The sequence below is a fragment of the Bifidobacterium cuniculi genome, assembly GCF_000741575.1.
Classification (GTDB): Bacteria; Actinomycetota; Actinomycetes; order Actinomycetales; family Bifidobacteriaceae; genus Bifidobacterium; species Bifidobacterium cuniculi.
In genome coordinates this window covers 109,246-133,845 of the sequence record NZ_JGYV01000010.1, presented here as the reverse complement: position 1 = coordinate 133,845, position 24,600 = coordinate 109,246, and the positions used below count along the sequence as shown (strand labels likewise).

The 24,600-nt window shown below is 63.2% G+C and carries 25 protein-coding genes; 13 read left to right on the top strand and 12 right to left on the bottom strand.

Features of this window, described 5'->3' with window-relative positions; translation table 11 throughout:
* Positions 1-146: 146 nt before the first annotated feature.
* Together BCUN_RS06920 and BCUN_RS06915 are read left to right on the top strand one after the other, a co-directional pair.
* Positions 147-4,451 (top strand): LPXTG cell wall anchor domain-containing protein, encoded by a 4,305-nt coding sequence (locus tag BCUN_RS06920; protein WP_033515627.1) that lies wholly within the window; start codon positions 147-149, stop codon positions 4,449-4,451.
* Positions 4,452-4,679: 228 nt separating this feature from the next.
* Positions 4,680-5,084, top strand: a complete 405-nt coding sequence (locus tag BCUN_RS06915) for a hypothetical protein (RefSeq protein ID WP_034258497.1) — start codon at positions 4,680-4,682, stop codon at positions 5,082-5,084.
* Here the strand turns inward: BCUN_RS06915 and BCUN_RS06910 are convergent.
* Entirely contained in the window at positions 5,071-5,487 is a 417-nt protein-coding gene (locus BCUN_RS06910; RefSeq protein WP_152598067.1) for a hypothetical protein, read from the bottom strand. The genes BCUN_RS06915 and BCUN_RS06910 overlap by 14 nt on opposite strands.
* A 397-nt stretch (positions 5,488-5,884) precedes the next feature.
* Between BCUN_RS06910 and BCUN_RS12320 the strand changes: the two genes are divergently transcribed.
* The gene (locus BCUN_RS12320; protein ID WP_156100136.1) at positions 5,885-6,046 is read left to right on the top strand and encodes a hypothetical protein; all 162 of its coding nucleotides are present in this window, start codon (positions 5,885-5,887) and stop codon (positions 6,044-6,046) included.
* 61 nt (positions 6,047-6,107) lie between these two features.
* Here BCUN_RS12320 and BCUN_RS06905 read toward each other — a convergent pair whose 3' ends face one another.
* Positions 6,108-6,314 (bottom strand): hypothetical protein, encoded by a 207-nt coding sequence (locus BCUN_RS06905; RefSeq protein ID WP_129870817.1) that lies wholly within the window; start codon positions 6,312-6,314, stop codon positions 6,108-6,110.
* A gap of 392 nt (positions 6,315-6,706) precedes the next feature.
* Between BCUN_RS06905 and BCUN_RS06900 the strand changes: the two genes are divergently transcribed.
* Positions 6,707-9,826 carry an LPXTG cell wall anchor domain-containing protein gene (locus BCUN_RS06900; protein ID WP_152598068.1) on the top strand — a complete coding sequence of 1,040 codons (3,120 nt, stop codon included), beginning with the start codon at positions 6,707-6,709 and terminating at the stop codon, positions 9,824-9,826.
* 98 nt (positions 9,827-9,924) lie between these two features.
* On the opposite strand, the gene BCUN_RS06895 is transcribed toward BCUN_RS06900, so the two are convergent.
* Positions 9,925-10,386 carry a hypothetical protein gene (locus BCUN_RS06895; protein WP_033515637.1) on the bottom strand — a complete coding sequence of 154 codons (462 nt, stop codon included), beginning with the start codon at positions 10,384-10,386 and terminating at the stop codon, positions 9,925-9,927.
* 79 nt (positions 10,387-10,465) lie between these two features.
* Here BCUN_RS06895 and BCUN_RS06890 point away from each other — a divergent pair, with 79 nt between their 5' ends.
* From BCUN_RS06890 to BCUN_RS12315, 3 genes are read left to right on the top strand one after another with little or no spacing between them, the layout of a single operon-like run.
* Positions 10,466-10,825: a type II toxin-antitoxin system RelE/ParE family toxin gene (locus BCUN_RS06890; protein WP_033515639.1), complete on the top strand. Its 360-nt coding sequence runs from the start codon at positions 10,466-10,468 to the stop codon at positions 10,823-10,825.
* A complete protein-coding gene (locus BCUN_RS06885) occupies positions 10,822-11,130 on the top strand; it encodes a helix-turn-helix domain-containing protein (protein ID WP_033515641.1) in 309 nt (102 codons plus the stop codon). Before BCUN_RS06890 ends, BCUN_RS06885 begins: the two co-directional genes overlap by 4 nt.
* Positions 11,131-11,160: 30 nt before the next feature.
* Positions 11,161-11,334, top strand: a complete 174-nt coding sequence (locus BCUN_RS12315) for a hypothetical protein (protein ID WP_153802310.1) — start codon at positions 11,161-11,163, stop codon at positions 11,332-11,334.
* 74 nt (positions 11,335-11,408) lie between these two features.
* Here BCUN_RS12315 and BCUN_RS06880 read toward each other — a convergent pair whose 3' ends face one another.
* From BCUN_RS06880 to BCUN_RS06840, 7 genes are all read right to left on the bottom strand, one after another.
* A complete protein-coding gene (locus tag BCUN_RS06880) occupies positions 11,409-11,651 on the bottom strand; it encodes a hypothetical protein (protein WP_033515643.1) in 243 nt (80 codons plus the stop codon).
* 139 nt (positions 11,652-11,790) lie between these two features.
* Positions 11,791-12,474, bottom strand: coding sequence for a pyrophosphohydrolase domain-containing protein (locus BCUN_RS06875; protein WP_033515645.1), 684 nt, complete (start codon positions 12,472-12,474; stop codon positions 11,791-11,793).
* A 216-nt stretch (positions 12,475-12,690) separates the two neighbouring features.
* Positions 12,691-13,185 (bottom strand): hypothetical protein, encoded by a 495-nt coding sequence (locus BCUN_RS06870; RefSeq protein ID WP_152598069.1) that lies wholly within the window; start codon positions 13,183-13,185, stop codon positions 12,691-12,693.
* Positions 13,186-13,206: 21 nt separating this feature from the next.
* Entirely contained in the window at positions 13,207-13,566 is a 360-nt protein-coding gene (locus tag BCUN_RS06865) for a hypothetical protein (protein WP_033515649.1), read from the bottom strand.
* A 242-nt stretch (positions 13,567-13,808) separates the two neighbouring features.
* Positions 13,809-14,027 (bottom strand): hypothetical protein, encoded by a 219-nt coding sequence (locus BCUN_RS06855; protein WP_033515653.1) that lies wholly within the window; start codon positions 14,025-14,027, stop codon positions 13,809-13,811.
* A 205-nt stretch (positions 14,028-14,232) separates the two neighbouring features.
* Positions 14,233-14,583, bottom strand: a complete 351-nt coding sequence (locus BCUN_RS06845) for a hypothetical protein (RefSeq protein WP_033515657.1) — start codon at positions 14,581-14,583, stop codon at positions 14,233-14,235.
* Positions 14,580-14,771, bottom strand: coding sequence for a hypothetical protein (locus BCUN_RS06840; RefSeq protein WP_033515659.1), 192 nt, complete (start codon positions 14,769-14,771; stop codon positions 14,580-14,582). Before BCUN_RS06840 ends, BCUN_RS06845 begins: the two co-directional genes overlap by 4 nt.
* A gap of 998 nt (positions 14,772-15,769) precedes the next feature.
* On the opposite strand from BCUN_RS06840, the gene BCUN_RS06835 reads away from it, so the two are divergent.
* The 5 genes from BCUN_RS06835 (at position 15,770) to BCUN_RS06815 (ending at position 21,543) form a co-directional block, all read left to right on the top strand.
* Positions 15,770-16,063, top strand: coding sequence for a hypothetical protein (locus tag BCUN_RS06835; RefSeq protein WP_033515661.1), 294 nt, complete (start codon positions 15,770-15,772; stop codon positions 16,061-16,063).
* 17 nt (positions 16,064-16,080) lie between these two features.
* Positions 16,081-17,013 (top strand): HNH endonuclease family protein, encoded by a 933-nt coding sequence (locus BCUN_RS06830; protein ID WP_033515663.1) that lies wholly within the window; start codon positions 16,081-16,083, stop codon positions 17,011-17,013.
* A 577-nt stretch (positions 17,014-17,590) separates the two neighbouring features.
* Positions 17,591-20,185, top strand: coding sequence for an ATP-binding protein (locus BCUN_RS06825; protein ID WP_033515665.1), 2,595 nt, complete (start codon positions 17,591-17,593; stop codon positions 20,183-20,185).
* Between the two features lie 128 nt (positions 20,186-20,313).
* Positions 20,314-20,826 (top strand): hypothetical protein, encoded by a 513-nt coding sequence (locus BCUN_RS06820; RefSeq protein ID WP_033515667.1) that lies wholly within the window; start codon positions 20,314-20,316, stop codon positions 20,824-20,826.
* Between the two features lie 93 nt (positions 20,827-20,919).
* Positions 20,920-21,543, top strand: a complete 624-nt coding sequence (locus BCUN_RS06815; protein WP_033515669.1) for a hypothetical protein — start codon at positions 20,920-20,922, stop codon at positions 21,541-21,543.
* Here BCUN_RS06815 and BCUN_RS06810 read toward each other — a convergent pair.
* Positions 21,529-21,966, bottom strand: coding sequence for a hypothetical protein (locus BCUN_RS06810; RefSeq protein WP_033515671.1), 438 nt, complete (start codon positions 21,964-21,966; stop codon positions 21,529-21,531). The two genes, BCUN_RS06815 and BCUN_RS06810, sit on opposite strands and share 15 nt — an antisense overlap.
* A 97-nt stretch (positions 21,967-22,063) precedes the next feature.
* Complete coding sequence (locus tag BCUN_RS06805; RefSeq protein ID WP_051920893.1) at positions 22,064-23,125, bottom strand: hypothetical protein; 1,062 nt, start codon at positions 23,123-23,125, stop codon at positions 22,064-22,066.
* 44 nt (positions 23,126-23,169) lie between these two features.
* On the opposite strand from BCUN_RS06805, the gene BCUN_RS06795 reads away from it, so the two are divergent.
* The gene (locus BCUN_RS06795; RefSeq protein ID WP_238552346.1) at positions 23,170-24,597 is read left to right on the top strand and encodes an SNF2-related protein; all 1,428 of its coding nucleotides are present in this window, start codon (positions 23,170-23,172) and stop codon (positions 24,595-24,597) included.
* The last annotated feature ends 3 nt before the right edge of the window (positions 24,598-24,600 follow it).

The window sequence follows — 24,600 nt, the reverse complement described above, 5'->3', positions numbered from 1 at the left end:
CGGGGAACACCTAAAACCTAGGGTGTTGCCCGCCCCTTTTTTTGTTGTGTTGGCGGGGTGGTGTTGGACGCATAGGGGAGTGTTGCCGGTTGCGCGCATAGGGTATCCGGCAAGTTGCAAACCAATATTGGAAGGAGCAACCCCTTATGGGTCGTTTCAAACATTCAATCAGGGCAGCGGTCGCCGGTGTGGCCGCCGGTGCGACGCTGCTCACGCTTGGCGCGCCGGCCGCACTCGCCGCGGGCGGCGGCGGCAACCAGCCCGGTACGGGTGGCGGCGGGTTGGACGCCGCGCAGTTCTGGCAGTACCGTGATGGCCCGGACGGGTCGTGGGGTCCGGCCACCAGTCTCGACTCGGTGCGCAAGGCCATGAAGGCCGCGAATGTGACGATGCTCGATGAGGGCGGTTCGTACAATGGTCCGGCCAAGGCGCAGGCCGCGTTGGATCAGGCGCGTACGGAATGCGAGCGCGGGTTCAACCAGCGTCACCCGTCCGAGGCGGGGCAGGCGAACTGCCGTGTCGTCGCCGTAGGTGCGGTCGCCGGTTCGCAGGCGCAAGGCACGAACGGCTGGAATGGCTCCGGCATCGTGGCGCGCCAGACGTGGATCGACAACTGGAACAAGTACGTCGCACCAGTGGAATACAACTATGCTGGCGTCACCAAGTATCACACGTCCACTCCCTTCTGGGACAACCCGTCGGACAGTGTGAACAAGATCATGGAACGCAACGTCCACCCGGACACGTCCATCGCGGTGATCGTGCTTGACAAGTACCAACCGGCGCCGCCGGTGGTGGATTATGATCTGACGGTCACCACGAATGTGAACGCGCCCCAGGATCTGAAAACAGGCAGCACCGGCAAGGTGAGCGACACCATCCACGCCTCCCAATCCCGAGGGGACGCGCAGCAGGTGAACGCGAACGTCATCATGCATTATGACGGCAACAAGTACGTGGGCGCGAAGAACGTGACGAAGAGCGTGAAGATCACCACGAAGGGCGACACGCGCAGCCCGGAGTTCGCGCCAGCTGATTTCGGTTGGAAGGCGTGGCCGGCCGGCACGTACTGGTTCGATGTGCAGGTACCCAAGCAGGGCCACATGAAGGCCGCGGTGGATACCGCCGACCGTGAGGCGAGCGAATCGTTCCGTATTGTGGATGTGCCGCCGGCCGCCCCGGTCAAGGAGATCGAACAGGGCGTGAGCGCGGATGCGATGGTGAACCATACGGTGATCCGTTCGGATACGGGCCGTGGCGGTTACGCGATGCGGTTCACGGACACGATCACCCCGAATGGGGTCAACTATTCGGTGTCGAACATGAAGGTGCTCGACGAGACCGACAACGACAAGGACATTTCGGATCAGTTCACGATCAACTGGGACAAGAACGCGAACACCGTCACCGCGATACGCAAGGACACCACCACGATGATGCCACTCAACCACACGTACGCGTTCCACCTGGACGTGACGGTGGCCAAGCCGGACATCAACAAGGTGACCGATAAGGGCACGGTGTTGTGGAACGACACCAGCCAGGACACCGACCAAAAGGAGTTCCCGACGTGGAACCCGAACCCGGACAAGAGCTGGATCAAGCAGGACGCGTCAGGCAAGTGGGCCGCGGTCATCGACCCGGAGCACACCAACAACACGGGCGCCGACCAGAACGTGTTCTTGGACGGTGACAAGGTCGCATCTGTGGTCAACGGCGTCATCTCCGCGAACCTGATCGACGCGCCCACCACGTTCACGTTGGAGGATGATTGGACGAAGGCGGACTACCTGTTCGACGCGGACATGAAGGGCATCAAGGTGTACATGATGGACGCGCAGTCCAACACCGCTTCCAGTGTGTATGACATCGTGAACAAGGGCACGGATGTGACCGGCCAGTTCGACATCACGGCGGCGGGCACGAAGGCTACCGTGAGCATGAAGGCGGATGCGCTCAAAACCCTCAAGGGGTTGAAGAACCACCGCCAGTACACGCTGCTGATCCCCGGTGTAGTGAACATGGCGAACGGCAAGGGCGCCGCCCAGGTCCGTAAGGATTTCGGCAAGCAGCCCGGTGACGAGCTCACGTTCTGCGAAACCCCCGCCAACGGGACCGGTTCGGGCGCGAAGCTGACCAACAGCGGCGCGCAGACCGTGAACGGCGACCGGGAACCGACGAACGAACCGTGGATCTGCGGGTATGTGCCGCCGGTCAAGAAGGACGTCATCGGCGAAGCCTCCCAAGGTGGCGCGCAGGAAAGCGTGGACGGCAAGGTCGTGTTCCCCGGCCAGAAGGTCGAATACCAGCTGACCACCACGCCGAAGCTGCCCGGCCAGCTCGCCTACGATGTGAAGAACGTTGTGGTCACCGACCAGTACGACCAGTACCTGGTTCCGGACAAGCAGACGGTGGAGGTCACCGATCTGGGCAACGGCAAGATCATCCCCAAGGCGCAGTACACGACCAAGTGGGATGATACGAAGCATTTGTTCCAACTGGCCTTCGACGATGCGTACGTCAAGGCGAACTGGGGCAAGGGCCAGAATCCACGCCTGCTGATCCGTTTCGAGGGCACCGTCAGCAAGGACGCGCCGACCGACACCCGGGTGGACAACCAGTGGATGCTCACCCTCAACAACTCGATCACGCCGTCCAACCAGGTGTTCAACACGCCGCCGGAGTTCAACCCGGTCAAGGAGGACACACAGAAGGATCCGTCCATCAGCATTGACGGCAAGACCGCGTTGCTGGGTGACGTGTTGTACTACCGTGTGCACCTTGATTTGAAGAACCTTGACCGCAAGGGCACCGCGTACAATGTGATGCGCGCCGGCATCGTCGACGATTACGACGACGAGTATCTGACCGCTGACGAGCGGAACGTGGAGGTCCTCAACGCCAAGGGCGAGGATGTGACCGCCAAGTTCAACGTGCAGTTCCGTGATGGTGTGGCGTATGTGTTCGCCAAGACCGCGGACACGAAGGTCCCCGCGACGGGTGAGACCGTCAAGGGTGATCCGCAACCCAAGGATCTCAAGGCGTACAGCCAGGCCAAGCTGGATCCGCTCAAGGATCCCGCCATTGACCAGTCGCTGTTGGGCCAGGAGTACACGGTTGTGTTGCCGATGACGGTCACGAAGGTGACGGACGGGTATGTGGTGAAGAACACCGCCACGCAGATCGTCAACGACGTGAAGAAGAGCACGAACACGGTGGCGAACCCGCTCAAGCCAATCAACCCCGTCAAGGACGTGGTGCTCAAGGTCAACGGCGATTCGGTCAACGGCCGGGAGATTCCGCTCACGCAGAAGTTCCTCTACCGTCTCGACAGCTCGGTCATCCCCGCGAACCGCGCTTATCCGCAGGTCACCCAGTGGGGCATCACCGACAAGCTCGACACCCAGCATGACAAGTACCTGGGTGCTTGGCAGGTGCGCGCCAACCGTGACCTGTACAAGGACGGCAAGCCGGTCGCCAAGACCGGCGACGTGCTCGCAGGCACCGGGTTCGACAACACGGAACTGCTCGCCGCCATCACCGGCGACACCGCCAACAGGGACGAGTCCGGCACGGATGATGCCGCCCAGCCCACCGGCGAACAGTTGTTCACCGTGGACTACAAGGACGGTACGATCACCGCGAACGCGACCGACCTGTTCCTCAAGCTCGTGTCCGCGGACACCGCCCATGAGCAGGCATGGAGCCTGTTCGTCAGCGTGCAGCGCATCGCCACCAGCGAGCGGGTGGAGAACACGTTCACCGAAACGTTCAACGACAAGGAACTCGTGTCCAACACCGTATGGACCAGCACGCCCGACCTGACCCCCAGCATCCACTTGGAGAAGTGGGACGAGAAGAGCGGTTGGCCCAACGGTGACCGTGACACGCGCGCCCAGGCGTTGAAGGACGCGAAGGATGGCGACACCATCGTGTTCACCATCACGAACACGAGCCGCACCGACAAGGCGGGCAAGGGCGCGGTGTTCCGCGCCAAGGATTTGAAGCTCACCGATCACACCATCCTCGGTGATGGCCGTGTGGTGGACCTCAAGTACCCCGACAACTGGGATACGCTGATCCTCAAGCCCGGCCAGTCGGTGGACGTCAAGGGCACCCTCAAGGGTGTCAAGGGTGATCACACGGATCGTGCGTCCGTGTCCGGCATCCCGCTCACCGAATGCGTGGTGAATGATGACACCCCGTTCGACGGCAAGGACGATGCGAACGTGCCCGAAGGCGCAGTGGACATTGACGGCGTGAAGATGTGCGGTTCCGGCCGGGTTGTGTCGAACACGGATGATTGGAACGCGACCGTTACGCCTCCGTTGGCGCATACGGGTGCCACGGTCGCGGTGCTTGGTGTGTTGGCCGCCGTGCTGATGGGTGGCGCGGGCATGCTGTTGTCCCTCAAGCGCCGTACCAGCGGCGTACCGCGGCACATGGCATAAACCCGCCACGCCAAGGGCCGGATGGCCTAGGTGAACAAGGGGCGCCGTGTTGGGTTCACACCCGGCACGGCGCCCCTTGTTGTTGGTGTGGTGCCGACACGCTTGAGGTTGGGTGCATGGACTGTTGCGCGCTATCCTGTCAGGCAATACCCAATCGGGGTATGACAATAAGAGGGGAGGGGCATCATGCCCACATCAACACCAACACCAACACCAACACCAATACCAATGCAGCAACCGGTCCAGCAGCCGCCGTACCGCACGCACCAGTATGGCAAACCATGGGTCACCGCCACCCGCGTCATTGCGATCCTGCTCATGGTTGGTGGTGTTCAGGCGGGTGTGTCCATTTACGACGGGTTGGAGCCGGGTTGGGGCACCATGTTCGCCGGGCCCGTCAGTTGGGCGGTCGGGTTGCTCATCGTGATCATGGGCGTGTTCCTGTTGGTGTTGGCGCAGATCCTCGCCAATGTCACAATCATCGCGGAGAACAGCGATCTTCTCGTCAACCAAGGCATGTACCAAAGCATGCCGCATGCGGCCACACCGGTGGCGGCCCCGTACACGCCCGTCCCACCGGCCGCCAACACCGCCCCCCAATCCTATGGCCCGCTGACGGTTACACATTGGTGAACCGTTGCGCCACCGTGTTCAATTGGGCCGTCTGCCGTTGGTAGGCGTCCAACGCGTGCTGCGTATCGGCGTTGCAATCCATGGTGGTTGGTTTGGCCGGTTCCAACCCCAACAGGTCTCCCGTGTCCGGCCCATCCGGCACTTGTCCTTGTTCGAAGCGGTGCAGGAACCCGTTGCGGGCCCGTACGGCGTTGTTGTACGCGTCCATCGTGTCGGTGTGCGCCGTTTGGCATTGCGCCACCAGTTGGGCGCGCACCATGGGCGTGTGTCCCCGCGTTGACAGCATGAACCAGGCCGTTGTTGTGGCCGCGAGGATGAGAAGGACGGTGAGGATGGTGAGAATACGGCGTTTGGTGCGCCGTTGCCGTTCACGCCGCAGGTAGTGGCGGTGTGCGCTGCGCATGACCGTGTTAAACGAGGGGATATAGGGAGGTTGGCTCATATGCCGCCGCTATGCGTCATACCCCATGCGCATCCGATCACATGGGGTTGGGTGTGCGAGCGGGGCGCCATGTCCCGGTGGGTGTGGCGCCCCGCTTCAAATGAAGTCCCGGCCGTTTGCCCCGGCTGGGAACCGCGCATCATGCATATGCCCGATGTCCACTGGAACATCCCTGAATGAAGACCGGCCGGTCACCCAACCGGGATTGATGCGCACCGGCAATGGTACAGGACGGTTCCGTTGTGGTCAATACCAATTGGTGGGGGGGGCGGTGTTGGCCGGGCGCATAGTGCACAACCGGCACGGGTGTGGTCCCGTGCCGGTTGTGTGTTGTGCGACTTCGAGGAGGTTCGGACCGGTGACCAGTGAACAACGGCGTGATTTGGCACTCATGTGGCATTCCAAGGGTGTGCCGATGGAGGACATCACCAGATTGCTGCATATCAGCGAACAGGAGGCGCGTGACATCATCACCGGCCTGACCGGTGATGAACCACCATTGCCACCCGTCCGCGCCTGACCATCATGCAGCAGGGCCCGCCATACCCCGCAGGTTTCGGTCCCGGCTGCATGGTGGGTGTTCAGTCCTGCGGGTTGCGCAGCAGGGCGTGTGCTGTCTGGTACGCATTCCACAGTGTTTCCGTCAGATCCACCAATCCGTCCTCGCGTGCCAATTGGTCACGCAAGTCCATCAGGTCCCGGTGGCTGATGTCACCCGGTTCGCTGCGCGTCATCAACCCGTTCGCATGCAAAATGTCGAACAGGTCCTCCAGTTGCCTCGTGTCCATGTCCACCATCATCACCCTTTCCCTGCCCCCTCACCCATGCCCCCGCAAAGAGGGGATATGACGAGGGGATACCGGTTGTGTCCCCAACGGCTATGCCATTGGCGACCGGGCATATGCGTCACCATCCACGGCCATACGCCCGTGGCGCATAGGGTGCGGACGCATGTGTGGCCCTGCTAACCACCCACATCGGCATATGCGGAAAGGACGCGGCAATGGGAACGAATGGACACAAACACATGATTGGTGCGCATACAATGGACATGGCATCAACCGAAGGGACGAAGGGAGCGGAGATGTCCAAGGGAGGACACGCGACACACACCACACGCACACAAGGCGTTGGACACAAGGCGGGGCTCGGTCTTGTGGCGGGGGTGACCATGGCGGGCATGCTTGCCTCACCGGGCATCGCCATGGCCAGTGAAGCGGACGCCACGCCGGACGCCACCCAACCGCAAGTGCAGGCCACGAATGCGGCCAACCCAATCGAGCAGGCGCAGCAGGCCGTGACGGCCGCACAGGACGGGCTGGACGCGGCACGGCAGGACATGCAGCAGGCCCAGTCCACGGTGGACGGGGCGCAGGCGGGCGTGCAGGCCGCCACCAACGAGGTGCAGGCGGCCAAAGACAATGTGGACGCGGCCGTCAACGCGGATCCCGCCACGAACGCCGCACAGGATGCACTGGCTGAGGCGAACACGCATCTGGGCAACGCCGCCGACAGGCTGGACGATGCGGTGGCGGCCCAGCAGGCCGCGCAGGCGCAGCAGGCGACGGCGCAGCAGGCGCAGCAGGCGGCGCAGCAGGACGCGGATGCGGCTGCACAGGCCGTGGCCGGCCAGCAGACGGTGGTCGACGGGTTGCAGGAACAGGTCGACCACACGGACATGGATGCGTTGCAGGGCGAACAGGCGGCGAAGCAGGCTGCGGCCGACAAGACGGCGGCGCAATCGGCGCAGGCGGACCGTGAGGCCACGGATGCGGCGCAGAAAGCGGATGCCGCGCAACAGGATGTTGCGAAGGCGGAGCAGCTGGCGGGGGACGCGAAGGACCCGGCGAAGATGCAGGCGGCGCAGGACAAGGCCGACGATCTGAAAACCATCGCGGACGCCACCGCCAAGGCCGCCGACAATGCCAATGCCAACAAACAGGCGGCTGACAAGGCGCTTGCCACGGCGCAGACGAATGTCGACAAGGCGCAAACCGACCTCGATAAGGCCACCGATACCGCCACGCAGGCCAAGACGGCGGCGGACAAGGCGGACCGTGAACTTGCCGCGGCCCGGCAGGCGGCACAACGCACAGCCGCGGATGCGGCCGCGACCGCACAGGCCAAGACAGCGGCCGACGCGAAGGTGGAGGCAGCCCAGTCGGCCGCCGACACGGCGCAGGCGCAATTGGATGAGGCAACCAAAGCGCAACGGGCCGCGCAGGAGAAACTGGCGGAGGCGAACCGTGTGCTCGCTGAGGCGGAACCGGCCGGTCTGGCCGCCGAACAGCAGGAGAAGCTCGGCGCATTGGGCTGGTTCCAGCATCGCGGCAGCCTCATCGCACAGGAGGCGCTCACCAACCCGGACGCGTACTACATGGACGGTGTCCTTGATTACACGCATATCGGCGCAGAGGGTGATGCGACGAGCCTGCCGAATCTGATCGCGGGCATCAAGATGGTGCAGGAGACCAACCGGCTGCGTGCCACCATGGGGTTGGACCCGTTGCCTGTGTCCGATTTCGCCATGGCGCAGGCGATGGTGAACGCGAACTACGCGACCGTGCTCCTGGGCCATTCCGGCAATTTCTACTCCTCGGAGAATCTGGCGTGGGGCACGGACACCCCGTATGAGCGTTGGTGGACCGCGGAGAAGGAAACGTACGATGAGGCGGTCGCCTCCGGCAACTATCCGGGGTTGGAGAACATGGAGGCGCTTGGCATCCAGACCACGTACCCGGACCTGTGGCAGAAGGTGGGCCATTACATCAATCTGCGTGACCAGTCGTACGCGACCGGCGCGGCCATCACGCAGGTCCACCGTGATCTGCCGTACGCGCCGCCGACCGCGGCGCAGGAGTTCTTCACCCACACCTCGAACGGGTTCCGTGACGCGCGCACCGAACAGCTGCGGGCGATGAAGGAAACGGGCCCGTACACGGATGCGGATGAGTATCTGGCGCAGGCCGAGGCGTATGTGAATGGGTTGCAGACAGCGAAGGCGAAACTGGAGGCGGCCCGCAAGGCCGTGTCGGACGCGCAGGCGTTGCTGGACGAGGCCAATGCGCGTGTGCAGGCCACGAACGTGGCCAAGCAGGCCGCGGACAAGGATCTAACGGACGCGCAGGCCGCGCAGTCGCAGGCTGTGGCCGAGCACACCAAGGCGCAGCAGGCCGATGAGACGGCCCAGAGCGCCCTGGCGGCGGCGGATACGGAGGCGAAGCAGGCCAACCGGGCGTTGTCGGACGCCAATGGGCGCGTGACAGCCGCGCAGGCCGCGTTCGATGCGGCCAAGGGTGAGTATGCCACGGCGAAGCAGGCGGCGGACAAGGCCACTGCGGCCGCGCAGGACGCCACGGCGGATGCGGAGCAGGCCAAACTGGCGGCGGACAAGGCCGCGGCCGAGTATGCGGCCATGCAGGATGCGGCGGCGAACCTCACCCGTGCACAAGAGGCGTACAAGGCGGCCAAACAGGAGGCCGACGAGATGGCGCAGCGTGCACAGCAGGCGAAGCAGGCGGCTGATGAGGCCGCCGATGAGCTGGCCGGGGCCACGCAGCGGGTGGAGGACGCCAACGCGCTGGTCACCCGGTTGGGTGAGGCGAAGGCCACGCTGGCGGACCGTGAGCAGGATCTCAAGGACGCCCGCGCCAAGCTCACCCAAGCCGAACAGACATTGGCCGGCGCGGACCGTGATGCCGCGCAGGCCAAGGCGGCCGTGGAAGCGGCGCAAACGGCGAAGACGGAGGCCGAACGGCAGGTGGCGGACGCGCAGGCCGCGCTGGACGCGGCGAAGAAGGCCGCGTGGGACACGCCGGAGGTGAAGGCCGCGCAGGCCAAGCTGGACGAGGCCAATAAGGCGCTGGATGAGGCCAAGGCCATGCTCAAGGACGCGCAGGACGCGTACCGTGAGGCCGGCGAGGCCGTGTCGCAGCGTGAGCGGGAGGTCGCGGCGGCGAAGGCTGCATTGGCGGCGTTGCTGGACGGCCAGAACCACAATGGTGCCACCAATGGTTCGACCGGCGCCAATGGTTCGACCGGCGCCAATGGTTCGACCGGCACGGTTGGTGGTGTGCATGGTGGGGCCACCGTGATCGGCGCGGTTGACAAGACCGGCGGCGCCACTGGCACCACTGTTGCGGACAACACGGTGGCCGGTGTGCCGGAGAGCGTGCAGGCCGTGGAGCGTGCCGCGCAACTGGCGTCCACCGGTTCGGACGTGACGGCTCTGGCTGTGGCCGGTGTGATGGCCATGCTCATGGGTGCGGGCGTGATGGTTGCCGCCAAGCGCCGCAGCTGACCGCCACAGGAACGAGGATGGGGCCGGGTTGCAATCCTCTGGTTTGCAACCCGGCCCCACTTGTATCCCGTTGGGGGAGCGGCCCCGTGTGGCGGGTGTCAGTCGCCGATGGTGACCGTGCCCGACACGATGCTATCCGCTTTCAGCTCGCTGTAGCGGTTGAAGTTGATGGCCAAGCCGCCGTTGGTTTTCAGTTTGACCGCATCGCTTGCGACTGCCATGATTTCAGGGTCGGAGTATTCCAGGGCGATGGCACGGGCGCGGTTCAGGTCCGCATCGATGTCCACGATGAACACGAGCCGTTTGGCGGCGTCGGCCGGCGCGCCCATGGTGAAGTAGCGGTCGTAGGTGGTGTATTTCGTGGGGGCGATGCTGATCACATCGCTTTCACGGGTGTGCTCGCCGATGATGCGGGAGGTGACGACGGCGGCCATTTCGGTGCCGTCCGGCATGATGGCCGTGAGTTTGTCGTCCGCGGTGAAGCGGATATCGGTGTAGCCGCGTGCGGGCAGCAGGATCCGGAGGACCGCCTGTGCGAGGATGCGGTTGGTACGTGCCATGATGGGCTCTCTTTCTCTCGTGGTGCCATACCGTGTGGCACCGTTGGAAAAACCATAAAACTATGGTATTATAGTAATCATGTGGAATGTGATACTCGACCCCATCGCCGACTGGCTCCGCCGGATCGACGACGACTCCGCACGGCAGATCCTCGCGGCCATCACCATCCTCCAAGAGGAAGGCCCCAACCTCAAACGCCCCCTGGTCGGCAAGATCGAAGGCTCATCCACCATCAAAAACCTCAAGGAACTACGGCCCGGCTCCCACGGACGAAGCGAAATACGCATCCTATTCACCTTCGACCCGAAAAGAAACGCCATCATGCTCGTCGGAGGAGACAAACAACGCAAATGGAACAAATGGTACCCCCAGGCAATACGCCAAGCGGAAGCCAACTACATCGAATGGCTGGAACAACAAGGAAAGGAACAACAATGAACTACACCATCGAAGACTTCGCACGCGACCACAACATCACCCCTGAGGAAAACGCACAAGCCGTCGCCCAACTACGCCGGGACATGCGCCTGTACGAACTGCGAGAGGCCCGCAGGGAAAACGGGTTGACACAAGCCCAACTTGCCGAACGCATGGGAGTCAACCAGAAACGTGTATCCGCAATCGAACACAACGGCGGGTCACACGCCATGGTGGACACGCTCCGCAAATACATGGAAGCGCTCGGCGGACGGCTCGACGTCATCGGCACCCTCCCGGACGGCCGCCAAGTGAAACTAGGGTGAACCGAAGAGCACAAACGACGGAACACAACCATGCCTCTCACCAGTTTCGACGACCTGTTGGATGAACAGCTCACCGACCCGCAAATGACGCAACTGTACAAGCAGGAACGCCGCCGTCTTGATGCCGCCATCGAAGCCTCCCGCGCGCGCCCGATTCGCCCCCAATCCAGTAACACACCTCCTGTCCGATCCGCCAACGAATGAGGCGTGGGGTGGGATACGGTCTCCCGTATCCCACCCCACGCCTATAACGCCCGGACGGGAACCTTGGTGGTTGGTTACTCGTCCAATGCCTCTTGGCAATCGTTGAGTCTGTCGAGCTCGTTTTCCGCCTCCGCGATCACCGCGGCCTCCCGAGCGGTTTCCTCACGTCCCTCCTGTTCGATGGTGCTGGTGAGCTTGTCGAGCGCCTGTTCGAGTTCCGCGATCTGCGCGGTGACGAGGCTGATATCCGTGGTGTCCAGCGTGGCGCGTTCCTCGAGCATATGGTCAATGGCGGCGATCATCGGCGTGGTATCCATGGCGGTCTCCTTGACTCTTGGTGTTTTGCGTTGACACCCCATCACATGCGTCCACGCGCGCACCGTTTGGCGGGGTGGTGGGGACATGCCAACGGACATGTCCCCACCACCCCGAAAATGTCACTGCGCGCGTGAAATGTCACGTATCATCCGGTTCGCGGTGCATGCGGGTGCGTGGCCCCTCATCGAACATGCCACGTTTGAGGCTTTTGATGGTGCACTCGGTGCGGGCGAACCCCAGATCGACACTCGTGATGCCGAACGCGGCGCACAGATTGGTGGTGGTCTGCAACAAATCAGCGATCTCATTGACAAGACGGGCACGGTTGACAAGGGTCCGTCCGTCAAGAACCGTGACGGACCGGATGCTTCCCCTCGCGGCTTCCACGACCTCGGCCGCCTCCTCCAACACCTTCAATGCCTGCCACTTGTCGATACGCTGGTGCGAGGGGTGGAAGATGGGCCATGCGCCCAACTCCAATGTAGGCAACGTGTCCATGCGGGCCAAGCATTGGTCGCATACACCCACACGCATGTCATCATCGTCACGGTCGAACAGCCACCCTTTGAATTCGGTCCGGTCGGCCTGCGCCACATAGCGTTTGCATGTCTCACACCGAACACTCCAATGCTGGGGGCAGCGGCAGTCCCAGTCGGTGTGATACAAATCCGGCCATGCCTGCCACCCATCGTCAACCGCATCGGCCGCGGCCTGCTCTTTGTCCGCATACAACCCATACTCGTCGTACCGCAAGCCGCACACCTCGCATTGCGGCATGTAGTATGGTTTGCCATCCTGTTGTTCGATATGCCAGCTCGTCATCGCTTATTCCTCGCTTCCTGTGATATGCGCATTGCCTGGCCCATGCGTGCTAGCGTCTTATGCCGGCTGCATTGGTGGCGGCGGACGCCCGTGGAGGGGTCATGGCGGATACGCCAACCGGTGCGGTTCAGGATGGTGACCGGCCGCCCCGGCACACCCCATGGGATAAGCAGTTGCTCACTGGCGTCGCCGGTGAACCGCAAGCACGCTTATCCGTCATGACTCCTCCCTATACCGGATGGCATGGTTCACCCACGCCTCCCATGACCCAAACGCGCCGTGCGGGCAGGTGATGCATGGGGCATCCCCGTCCAGGTGCACGGTGGCGGCATCCGGACTGCACCCCTCCGGCCGGTCGTCGATCAGGGCGTACCGCAATGCCGACAGGACGTTCCAGTACGCGACGCCATGGGCGCGTGACCTCTCCAACCGGTCCAGCAGACGGGCATGCTGCAACACGATGCCATCCAATCCGGTGGGGCACATGTCATGCGCGCATGCGCAATGGTGGGCGTCCAGTACGGCATGCGCCCACTTGCGGTATTGCCCGCGCAGTTCGGGGCTCAACCCCCACCAATGGTTCTGTTGCTCCTGTTCGGTGGGGTTGGGTTGCGCCCAGTTCGTCATCGCGCACATGAGCGCGAACGCCGCACGGTCCACCCCATCCACCATCCGCGCCCGGTGGCGGTTCATACCATTCCTATCGTTCATGTCGGGCAATATGCGTCCCTCTCACCGGGCCGCGATGAGACCGGTGAAGAACCCGTCATCGTCCACCGGTTCGACCCGGTACACATAGAACACATCCAGAGCGGACGTCCCGGGGAACAGTTCCCGCAGCTCGTCCACGGTCACGTCAGCCAGTTGGGCGAGCAACGCCCATGACCATGGGGTGGCATCAGGGCCGAACCGGTGGTGTTCCAGAACACGCGCATTGCCCAAATGTTCCCCTGTGTCCGCGTCTTCGAACACGATCATGGTGGACATGTCGGGAATGGGCTCGTTGCGGATCTCGAACCGTTTGCCGCCCTGTTGGATACGGTCCCAATACTCACGGCGGATTTTCGTTACCGTGATGTTCTGTGTTCTCATATGGTGTCCTCCGTTGGTTCGATGGTGGTTGGGATGATGGGGTGCAGGGTGTGGCCGGTGGTGATGTCCACCAACAGCCAATGCCCGCATGTGCACTCCGGTGGCAACGGCTCCCGTCGTGGCAGCCCGTAGTCGCGCCGCCACGACGGGAGCATGAAGTATTGCCGCTGGTTGTGGCTTGCACAGGCCGCCAGAAGCAGGTGCCACAACACGATCACGAATCACATAGGAGCCTCCCTTCTTTACAGGTTGACCGCCCACCATGCGGCAAGCATGGCCCATGGGATCCAGAACGCAGCGAACAGCATCCAACATGCGCCGCCACCCAGCAGGCTGTGTTGGGTGCGTTGGCGGCCATGGTTGATGATGGCGGCGACGGCGAGCGCACCCGCCATTGCGGGACCGGTGGCCATCCAGCAGCCGGCGAGCAGCAGGAGGGTGTGCATGAGGTGTGTGATCATCGGGCATCCTTTCCGTGGTGCGTGGGACACAGGCTGGCCCATGGGTTCATGGTGGTGTCCACCATCCACCCGTTGTTGCGGGCGTGGGTGATGGCGGCCTGCCATGTGGGAGCCCAGCTGGGGTGTTGCCTATGGCAGATGTCACAGGTGAATGTGTATTGGTAGGTGAGGGTATGCCCTCGGTACAATGTCTTCGCGATGATCATCATGCCGTCCTTTCGATGGTGTGCCGGTCCAAGAGTGCGGCCAGGGGTGTGCGGCATTGGTCCAATTGGTTGATTTCGTGGGTGATGACATGGACCGCGTCATGGGCGGCCGGGGACCATCGGGCCCGGACTTGCAACGTGGTTTGCAGGGCGCGCAACTGGGTGATGTGTTGTTCGCATGCGGTGTTGAGCGTGCGCAAACGGTGGAGCCATTGGCGGTGGGGGGTGTTGGATTGGATGGTGGGCATGATGAGGTGTCGCAAATGGTGCGCCTGCCGGATGGCGCGGATGGCGTCGGTGTGGTGGGTGAGCAGCCATGCGTATCCGTGTGCGTATTGTCCCGTGTTCACCGTTCGTTCCTTTCTTCATTGCCGCTGAGCAGGGTGATGCCCGCTTCGGTGGTGGCGAGGGTGAAGATGGCCATGCAGCATACGGTCACGGGCCACGGGGTGGCGTCGGTGAACCCGGGGATGCTGAGCAGTGCGGGCAGGATGCGCCATCCGGCCAGTTGCCAATCCGTGGTGCGTGGTGTGTTCATGACAGGCCCCTCTTGTTGTGTGGTTGTGCTGCCATGCGTAATGCGTCCCCGACGTTGGGAAAGAGGAAACAGGCGGAGGGTGCTGAGTGGGGTCGGTGGCGGCCGGTGGTTAGAAGGTTGCCGGCCTGCCCCTCCCATCGTTCCCCGGTGCGGCAAGTAGACAACCGCGCCGGGGTGGCGTTGACACCCTTCCGCCTGTGATTAGGGGGAAGATAAGGGCCATGGGTGGTGGGTGGCGTGGGGGTGGCGCGGCCCATGCCACCCCAAGGGTGAGAAGGGTAAAACCCCTTGGGGTGCAGTGGGGCCGTTTGCACGTTTCCGCCATGATCCACGGTCGCACGGGTGGGATTGTCCGTTCACCCACGGCCATGGCCCTCACACGACCCCTATGCGTCACGGGACCTGACCCACATACGCATCGCCCGTTTTTTCTTGCAACCACCGAAAACAATACGTATTGCAATCCATTGTTTTTTCGTTTGCACGGCGATCGTCGACGCAGTGACATCACAGGTTTCTTCACCGACATGCAGGTTTCTTCACCGACCGCACAAGCGATGTCGGTGAAGAAAGGTAAGTTTCTTCACCGACATTCGAATGTCACTGAAGGCTCCTAACCCTACTGCTAATTGAGGTTTATGAAGTTTCTTCGGTGACGCACCGACTTTTAAGGTCTTTCTATAGAGGAGCCGATTTCAAGGGTTCCTTTATAAGGCCACTGCGTCGGTGAAGAAACATGGTTTTGAAGCCATCAATACCAATCGGCAGTAGGGTTAGCCACTCTTCACCGACATCACCGCGTCGGTGAAGACACCCCTGTGGCCGGTGCAAACGAAGAAAACAACCATACCCATCGGCGCTGGCCGATCCGTGGAAAAACCGCATCCGGATTCCTGCAATACCCACCGTATTGTTTCGACATGGGGGGTGGTGTTGGGCGGGTGGGCGCATAGCCGCATGGCGATACCCCTGCAATTTCCGGTAAAGGCGGTGCTTTGATGAGCCTTCTCGATCTTCTCACCCACGCATGGCGCATGTTCTGGGCGAACATCCTCAACCCCGGCAGCCTCATGCTCTTCGCCCTCGTCCTCATCATCGCCCTGCTCGCCGGGTTCGCCATGGCCCGCACCATGAGCGCGATGCGTGCAGCCCTGCGCGCCATCAGCGCCGTCATGGTGTTCATCCTTATCTACGGGCTGTTGGGCGCGTTGGGCATCTCCCTGCACGGGTTGGCGCCGCTGGGCAACTGGCTGCTTGACCTGGTGCAGGCCCCGTTCATCATCCCCGAATAACAAGGAGCATTGCGATCATGGCGCGTGGCACCGGTCCCAAACACCCCATCATGGACGGCGTTGTCGTCTGTTTGCTCATCCTCATGTGCGCCATCCTGCTGGTGGCCACACCTGCATGGCGCACATTCAGCGAAACCACCGGGATAGGCGACCCGAATGCCGGCCTGTCGGATTTGTGGCCCCAACATGAACGGTTGGAACACAACCCGGATGCGGTCATCATACCCACCCCGGCCCCGTCCGCCAGCACACCCGCACCCGACCGGCCCGCCACGCCCGCCACACCATCCGAGCCCACGCCCGAACCATCGCAGACGCAACCGCGGCAACCATCGGGGGACAAGGCGGTGTACCGCCAGGCGTTGAACCTGTTGGACACAGTCCCGGTGGCCAAGGCCCGCCCGGGCGGCTATGACCGGGAAACCCAGTTCGGCGGGTGGCAGCCCACCGGGTGCGGGCAGGCCACGACCCGTGACGCCATTCTCGCGCGCGATCTGACGGGGGTGGCGCGTGACCGGCAGTGCCGGGTCACCGCCGGCATGCTCCATGACCCGTACACCGGCCGTGACATCACGTTCACCAGGGGGCGCACGACCAGCGCCAAGGTGCAGATAGACCATGTGGTCGCCCTGTTGGACGCGTACGCGTCCGGCGCGCGCGACTGGCCGCAAGCCAAACGGGTGGCATATGCGAATAGTGCGGATGTGTTGGTGGCGTCGGACGGGCCGGCGAACATGGCGAAGGGTGTGGGGGTGGATTTCAACGGCACCGCCCGCTACCGCAGCGCGTCGAACACGGTGGCGCCCGACATCTGGCTGCCGGACAACACCGCGTACCAATGCGACTACATGGCGCACCGGGCGCGGATCAAACACGATTGGGCGTTGAGTATGACCGCCCGTGAGAAACAGCAGACGGTCACGTTCCTCGCCCAATGCGCCGCCGAATGAAAGCCAACACCCACGCGCCGCCCCCGGTCGGGGGGCGGTTTTTCACTCCCCACGGCCGAAAACAATATGGTACGCAATGGTTCGTTTTTTGTTTCCCGGGTGGATCGGCGACGCAGTGACATCACAGGTTTCTTCACCGACATGCAGGTTTCTTCACCGACCGCACAAGCGATGTCGGTGAAGAAAGGTAAGTTTCTTCACCGACATTCGAATGTCACTGAAGGCTCCTAGCCTACTGCCGATTGAGGTTTGCCAAGTTTCTTCGGTGACGCACCGACTTTTAAGGTCTTTGTATAGGGGAGCCGATTTCAAGGGTTCCTTTATAAGGCCACTGCGTCGGTGAAGAAACATGGTTTCAGGGCCTCGAACACCAATCGGCAGTAAGGTTGAGTGGTCTTCACCGACATCACTGCGTCGGTGAAGACCCCTTTGCGGTCACCGAAGCACACCCACAGGCCATCCACCCGATCCCGTATGGCCCGTGGGATAAAAACCATGGTGTGCGGCAGGCAAAAACGATCCCATTGTTTTCAAACAGTCGGGGGTGGGGACCGGGGTGTGCGCATAGGCGCAGGGCATGAGCGAAACGATACGCAACGCGGGCACCAGCGCCCGCCATCTGGGCAACGGGTTCGTACGCACCGTGGACGGCGCCGCATGGTTGTACGCGCAACTGCCCGCACAACCACCCGTCCGGGACGCCGCCAACTGGACGGACCGGGAACGCAACGCGCGCCCACTGTTGACCCTGCTGCCACGCATCGCGGAACTCACCCCGCACATCCCATTCGCCGGCCGCAAAGCGATGAAAGGGTTCTATAGGGAGATCCACATCCTTGCGGTCAGCACCCCCGAACCATTCGTCCCCAGCGGCAAACTGGACATGGCCAGCCGCATCCGGTTGCAACGCGAGTACGACAACACCGCCGTCCACGACCGGTTCACCCTCATCGGCGTGCGCCTGTCCACCGGGGGAGGCAAGGAACGGCGCAGCGTGTGGCGGCGCATGCTGGGCGCGTTGAACACGATAACAAGTTTGGACGCGTTGGGCATCGTGGAGGACTCCGCATTCGACCATGACCGGGACACGATCGCGCAACTGTTCCAGGACGCGGGCTGCACCATACCGTCCAACGCGATGATGCGGCGTGCCCTGGCATGGTGGCGCACGGACCGCAAACCCGAAATCGTGCCCGTCATGGTCGAACACGAGCACATGCACACGTTCCCCGACTACGAGTCATGCCGCCGTGCCGCCCGCTTCTTCGACCTGGGCGGGGATTGCCGCACATGGCGCGACCACAACCCGTATTCCTATCCCATGACTATCGTCTCCCTGGGCGCGTTGCCGTTCGAGGGGCAGGACGAACGCGAGGTGCAGGACTCGGATTGGGCGGCGAGCCTGTTGGCGCAGGGCCGTGGCGGCGGACAGGGCGCGTTGTGCCTGTCGGTGCGTGGCCTGTTGGAACCCGGCGACATGAGCCGTGAACAGATCGACAAGGACAAGGAGAATGTGTACGACAAGGCGATGCAGCAGGCCATGGATGGGCACAAACGCAACGTGCGTGTGGCCGGTGAGCTCGCCGCCGTCAATGACGTGTACCAGACGGGGGAGCGGCCATGGCCCACGTTGATCGACGCGCGGGTGCACGCCGCGATTCCGCAGATCATCGACCGGCCCACGCAGGTGCTGTACCCGGGGGAGGTGTCGTTGAACCCGGACCGGCAGGAGGCCGCGTTCCAGGACATGATGATCGGCAGCCCCGTGGCCTTCAACCCCAGCCCCGTGTATTGGCCCGTGCCGATCCTCGCATACGCGGGCCTGGCGGGCCGTTCGGTCGCCGGCGACGACATGGGCCGGGGCGCGGCCAGTGACCTGCCGGGCGCCCTGCTTGGGTTCACGGAGGCAGATCTGCAACCGGTGTACGTGTCCCCGTTCGAGTCGCGTGAGAAGCATGATCCGCCGTGTCTGCTGGTGACGGGCGCCACGGGTTCAGGCAAGACCCGTGTGCTGTTGCACATCGCGGCCCAATTGGCGCAGTTGCCCGACCCGTACACCACCAAGGACGGCGTCCAGCATCCGCGCATGGTCCCGTACGCACCGCATGTGGCGGAGGATAGGCCGCATATCCCCATCGTGTTTTTGGACCCGAAACCCAATTCGGATGATTTCACCGGGTTCGTGCGCAAACGCCACGGCACGATCGTGCGGTTGGACAGTCCGGATGCGAACGGGATCCTCGACCCGTTGCGTTGCATCCCTGACCGGATGCGCACGGACAGGGTGCAGACGGCCGTGGAGATGCTCTCGCAGATCACCGGCGGCAAACACGGCGACCGGGCCCGTGAACTGGCGTTGACGACGATCATCTCGTATGGGACGGCGCATGGCGCCGACTGTTTGGGTGAGGCGGTCGACATGGCGTATGAGGCGTACATGGCCCGGGGTTCGGATGCGGAACGCATCGACCCGTTGGTCGAGCAGATCACGCCCGTGTTGCGCCGTGTGGTGCGTTCCGACCCGATGTTCCAGCTGATCTATGGCACCCGTCATGGCGGGCGCAGTCTGGCGATCAGCCAGGGGTTGACCTTGTTGAGCGCGGGCACGTTGAACATCATTTCCGACAAGACCGGTTCGTCCGCCGTGTCGGATATCCAACGGTGGGTGGTGCGTATGGCCGCGTTGGGTGCGACGGCCGCGATCATGGGCCGCAACGGGGTGCTGATCGTCGATGAGGCGTGGAGCCTGTTGGGTGATGAGTTCGGTGTGGGGTTGGTGACCCGCATGGGCCGTTTGGCGCGCGCCCAGCATTATCTGCCGGTGTTCGCCAGCCAGAAGGTCGATGAGTTCGTGGACGCGGGCCTGGAGGATTTCGTGGGCCGTGGTTTGGCGTTGGGCATGGGCGTGAGGAACGAGGGTGGTTCGACCGGCGAAAGCCAGGCGCAGGCGGTGTGCCGTTTGTTCAACCAGCCCGAGGACGGGCGCCTGCATGAGCGTATGATGCATGCGCGCGTGTTGGACACGGAGTCGGAGGCGCCCGACTGGCAGTCGTTGTATGCGTTGTTCGACCCGGCCGATGGACGCTTGCTGCGTGGCACGATCTGTTACTACATGGGTGTGGACGGGTCCGCGATCCCCGTGGAGGTGCGCATCAGCCAGGATCTGATCTGAATTGTGACGCATCACCGGTGGGCATGAGATTGTTCAACAAACATGATGATGGGGTTGTTACAGCCCACGAACCCGCCTCCACCACCACACCAACTGTGGAACCGGCACATGTAGAGGAACCGGCCGGTATGCCGGTGGAGGCGCATGCGCCGCGCATGGTGTGCATGGCGTTGCGTGAGGACACCGTCACCGGGGACATGATGGCGGCCGAATGGGTGCGGGTGCTGCACGCGCCCGATTTGGCGCCCAACCCGTGGACCATAGGGGTGTTGGACACCGCGTTCTCCGATCCCGCGTTCGTGTACGCCGCCGCGGTGAGCGTCACCCAACCACAGGTGGGCATGGCTGGCATGCTGGACATGGTGCATGGCGCGGGTGACGGATTCGCGTGTTTCACTCCCGGTTGGCGGCCCGGTGTGGATCTGGCCATGTTGGACGGGCAGCTCGCCCGGTTCGACCGGTCCGCGGGCGCCTGGTCGTTGCGCATGTTCCTCGCATGGCTCATGGGGGACATGATGCGTGTGCGCATGTGCCGCATGGTCGTGGACTCCATGCATGGCGGCAATGATCTGACTGGGTTGGTGGACGCGTACTCCGAGCAACACTTGGGGCCGGCCGGCACCCGCCTGCCCATGGAGTAGGGGGAGTGAAACGTTGATGCGGACGCATGATACGCTGGCGCGCCCTATACGTGGGGTGCGTGCCATGAGGCGTATGGGAAAGGAGCGGGCGTCATGGATCGTGTGATGGATGTGAGCGGCTTGTCGGACGCGCAGTTGCGGGCCGCCATCGGTGTGGCCAAGGCGTACAAGGAACGGTGGGACATGGTGGAGCGGGCCTGCAAGGCCGCGCAGGAGGACCGTCTCACCGCCGGCCAGCCCGAGGACATCATGGTAAATGGCCAACGCATAGGGCGCGTGTCGTTGAGCCGTGGCGGCCAACATGGCCGTTACAGTGTGTCGGACACCGTGGCGTTGGGTGAATGGTTGCAGGAGCATGGGCATGTGGATATGACGTTGACGCTGCCGGTGGCCGACCCTGAGCTGGTCACGGACGGCTGGTTGCGTGTGCTGGTGGAAACACAGTTGCATGGCGTGCTGCCGCCGGGCGTGAAATACACCCCGCCACGCAAAGCGCAGGTTGCGGCCAGTTTGGATGAGGACGCGGTTGATGAACTGTTCACCTCCCATGGCGCCATCGGGTTCGCCCAACACCTGTTGGGCATCACCGACACCGACACCTCTGGCGAACCGGGGGAGGAGGGGAGCACACCGGTGCAAGTGGTGGACGCCACCCCAACGGCACCCACACCACCCCCAACGGATCCGGCGGACGCGTTCGCATCAATGGGATGGTGACCTGGTTGGCGGCATCACCACCGGTGCCGCCACACTGTCGGCCGCCACCGGTAAGGGGCGCATTGGTGTGGATTGGGTCAATGGCGGCCAGTAATCCACCGTCCACCGTCCCTCGCTTTGCCCCGTGGGAGGCACCCCGGGCGCGGGTGGTTTGGGCAACGCCGCCAACCGGGCCTGTTCCGCCTCCCATGCCGCTTGCCGTGCGGCCTGTTCAGCCATCATCCGCTGTTTCTTCTCCCGGTCCACGTCGACCAGGAACATGATGGCCCCCACGACGCCGGCCACGACCAGGAACGGCCATATCGCTTTGATGATGCCCCACAGCACCGCCCCGGCCATGAACGCAAGGACCACACCGATCAGCACCAAGGCGAAGAGGAGTTTGCCCAACGCGACGAACGGATTCCACCGCGGTTCTTTCATGACGCCCCTGCCTTTCCATGCCATAAGAGCGGCAGGGGGCGTCCCACCCCCTGCCGTACCCGTAATAATATCGCACACGCCATGCGTCCCGCCCCGGTCAGGTGCACGCGGCCGCCATTACCCGTTGGCGCATGGCATCATCCAAGTGCAGTGTATCCGCCAGCACGTCCAAATCATGGCCTTGCCTAGCGGCCTGTTGGAACACTTTGACCAGATCCACCCCGGTCGTATCCACCCGTCCCGCATCGGTCGCCGGGTCGAACCCGAACGACTCCCGGTCCGCCTCCAGGGAATGCTGGTGCAACTGGGAACGGAAATCAGCGAGGATCCGCTCATAATCGGCACGCCCGTTGAACACCGAACCATCCGGGTTGCGCCGCACCGGTACGGGCAACCCCTGTTCCATGGCCCGGCGCACATGCGCATGCCTAGGGTTCGCGTCCTGGCCGTTGGAATAGTACAGGCCGCCGCCCATGCTCGCCCCTGACGCCATCTTCTCCTCGACATAATCCGCCAACGTCTCATCCCACACCCGGTCACGGATCCGGTCATCGACACGGCCATGCTCCCGTTTGTACGCGTCCAACCGTTCCCGGTACCGGTTGCCTATCCGCGACCGGTGCGCGGACAAACAGTACGGGGGTTTCGCGAGGATCCGTTCGAGTTTGACCGTGCCGGGCGCCAACATGGCACGCACCAACGGTTCCGAATAGCAGCGGGTGGGATCCAACGCGCAGGAACGGCGCAACGCCAACAGGGTGCCATCCACCCAAGTGCGTGCCAGATCCTGCGCTTGGCTGGGGGAGTCGGTCACTGTGAGGAACTTGCGGGCCACCGGACCGGGCCGGCCCTCGGGGCCGATGGCCCGTTCCACCAGTTCCATTTCACGCGCCATGGAACACACCGGTTGGCTTGTCCAATCATGCCCATCGCCGGCCGGTTCGCTCGCCTTGAGGAACTGGTCCATGTACATCCATCCCTGTTGCGCCCGGTCACGGGCCTGGTAATACTCCCGGCGTGCCCGGTGCGATTGGAGCGTGCCCTCATCGGGCACATCCTGCGCCAGATCCGGCAACGTGTCATGCCCATGGGGGAGATGGTCGTATTGGCCGCCCGTACCATTGGGCGCGCCTTTGGGTTTGCGTGGTTGCGTCCTCATGCCCGCCATCTATGCGCCCACCGTGTGACGCATCACAAGCGGGCATGGTGGAATTGCACGCATACCAGAAACAAGCCGTCCTGTTCGCCCTCCAAGCGTTCCATACGCACGGGGGCGCCGGCCTGTTTTTGGACATGGGGTTGGGCAAGACATTGACGACCATCGCCATTTTGGACGTCATGCACCGCCTCCACCCCGACTGGCGGTTCCTGATCGTCGCGCCCAAAACCGTGGCGGTCAACACCTGGCCGACGGAACTGGCCAAATGGCGCCAGGCGCACACGTTGGACTGGGCGGTCGCATGCGGGGTGAAATCCAACGCCAAGCAACGACGTGAAGCATTGGCCCAACAGGCGACGGTGACGATCATCAACCAGGAGAACCTGGGGTGGTTGGACCGGGAACTGGCCCAATGGCCATGGGACGGGATCGTATTGGATGAACTGTCCGGGTACAAGGACCCGTCCTCCAACCGGTTCCGCATCCTCAAACGCCGCCGACAGGACCGCACGCACGCGCCCAAACACCCGGGGCATGGGCGCCCGGTGCAATGGGTGTTGGGGTTGACGGGCACACCGGCTGCGAAAGGGTTGATGGACTTGTGGGCGCAATGCCGCCTGTTGGACACGACTGGCGCGTTGGAGACCACGTTGACCCGGTACCGGGAAACGTATTTCACGCCCGGGCGGCGCAACGGGCATGTGGTGTACGAGTGGCGGGCCCGTCCCGGCGCGTTCGACCGGATCATGCGCCGGATCGAACCGTTCTGTTTGACGATGCTCGCACGCGAACAACTCCAAGGGTTGCCGGACAAACCCCTCATCATCGACCATTGGGTCGAGATGCCCGAACAGACCCGCCGTGAGTACGAACGGTTCAAACACGAACGGTGGCTGGAATTGGCCGGCCGTCAGGTCACCGCCGTCAACGCCGGCGTCCTGGCGGGCAAACTCGTCCAATTCACCTCCGGATGTTTGTACCCGGACGAGGACAGCGTGGACGGGCGTGTCATCCATTACGATGCGGCCAAACTCGACGTGTTCGACAGGATCATGGCGGAGTCGCAAGGCGAACAGATCCTCGTGTTCTACCAGTTGAGGGACGAGTTGGAACGGTTGCGCGCCAAGTACGGAAAACGGGTGCGCACCGTGGACGAGCCCGGCATCGTGGACGCGTGGAACCATGGGGAGGTGCCGGTGTTGGCGGCGCACCCCGCCCAGGCGAAGTTCGGGTTGAACCTCCAGCATGCGGGCCACATCATCGTGTGGCTCAATCTGACGTGGAGTTTGGAGGATTGGGCGCAGGCGAACGCACGGTTGGACCGGCAGGGGCAGACCCGTATCGTGCAGATCCACCGGATCGTCACCCGTGACAGCGTCGACGAACGCAAACTCGATGTGTTGAGCGGACGGGCCGTGTTGGCGGACGCGGTGATGGGCGAACTCAAACACACCACCGCGTCCGCCGACTGACCA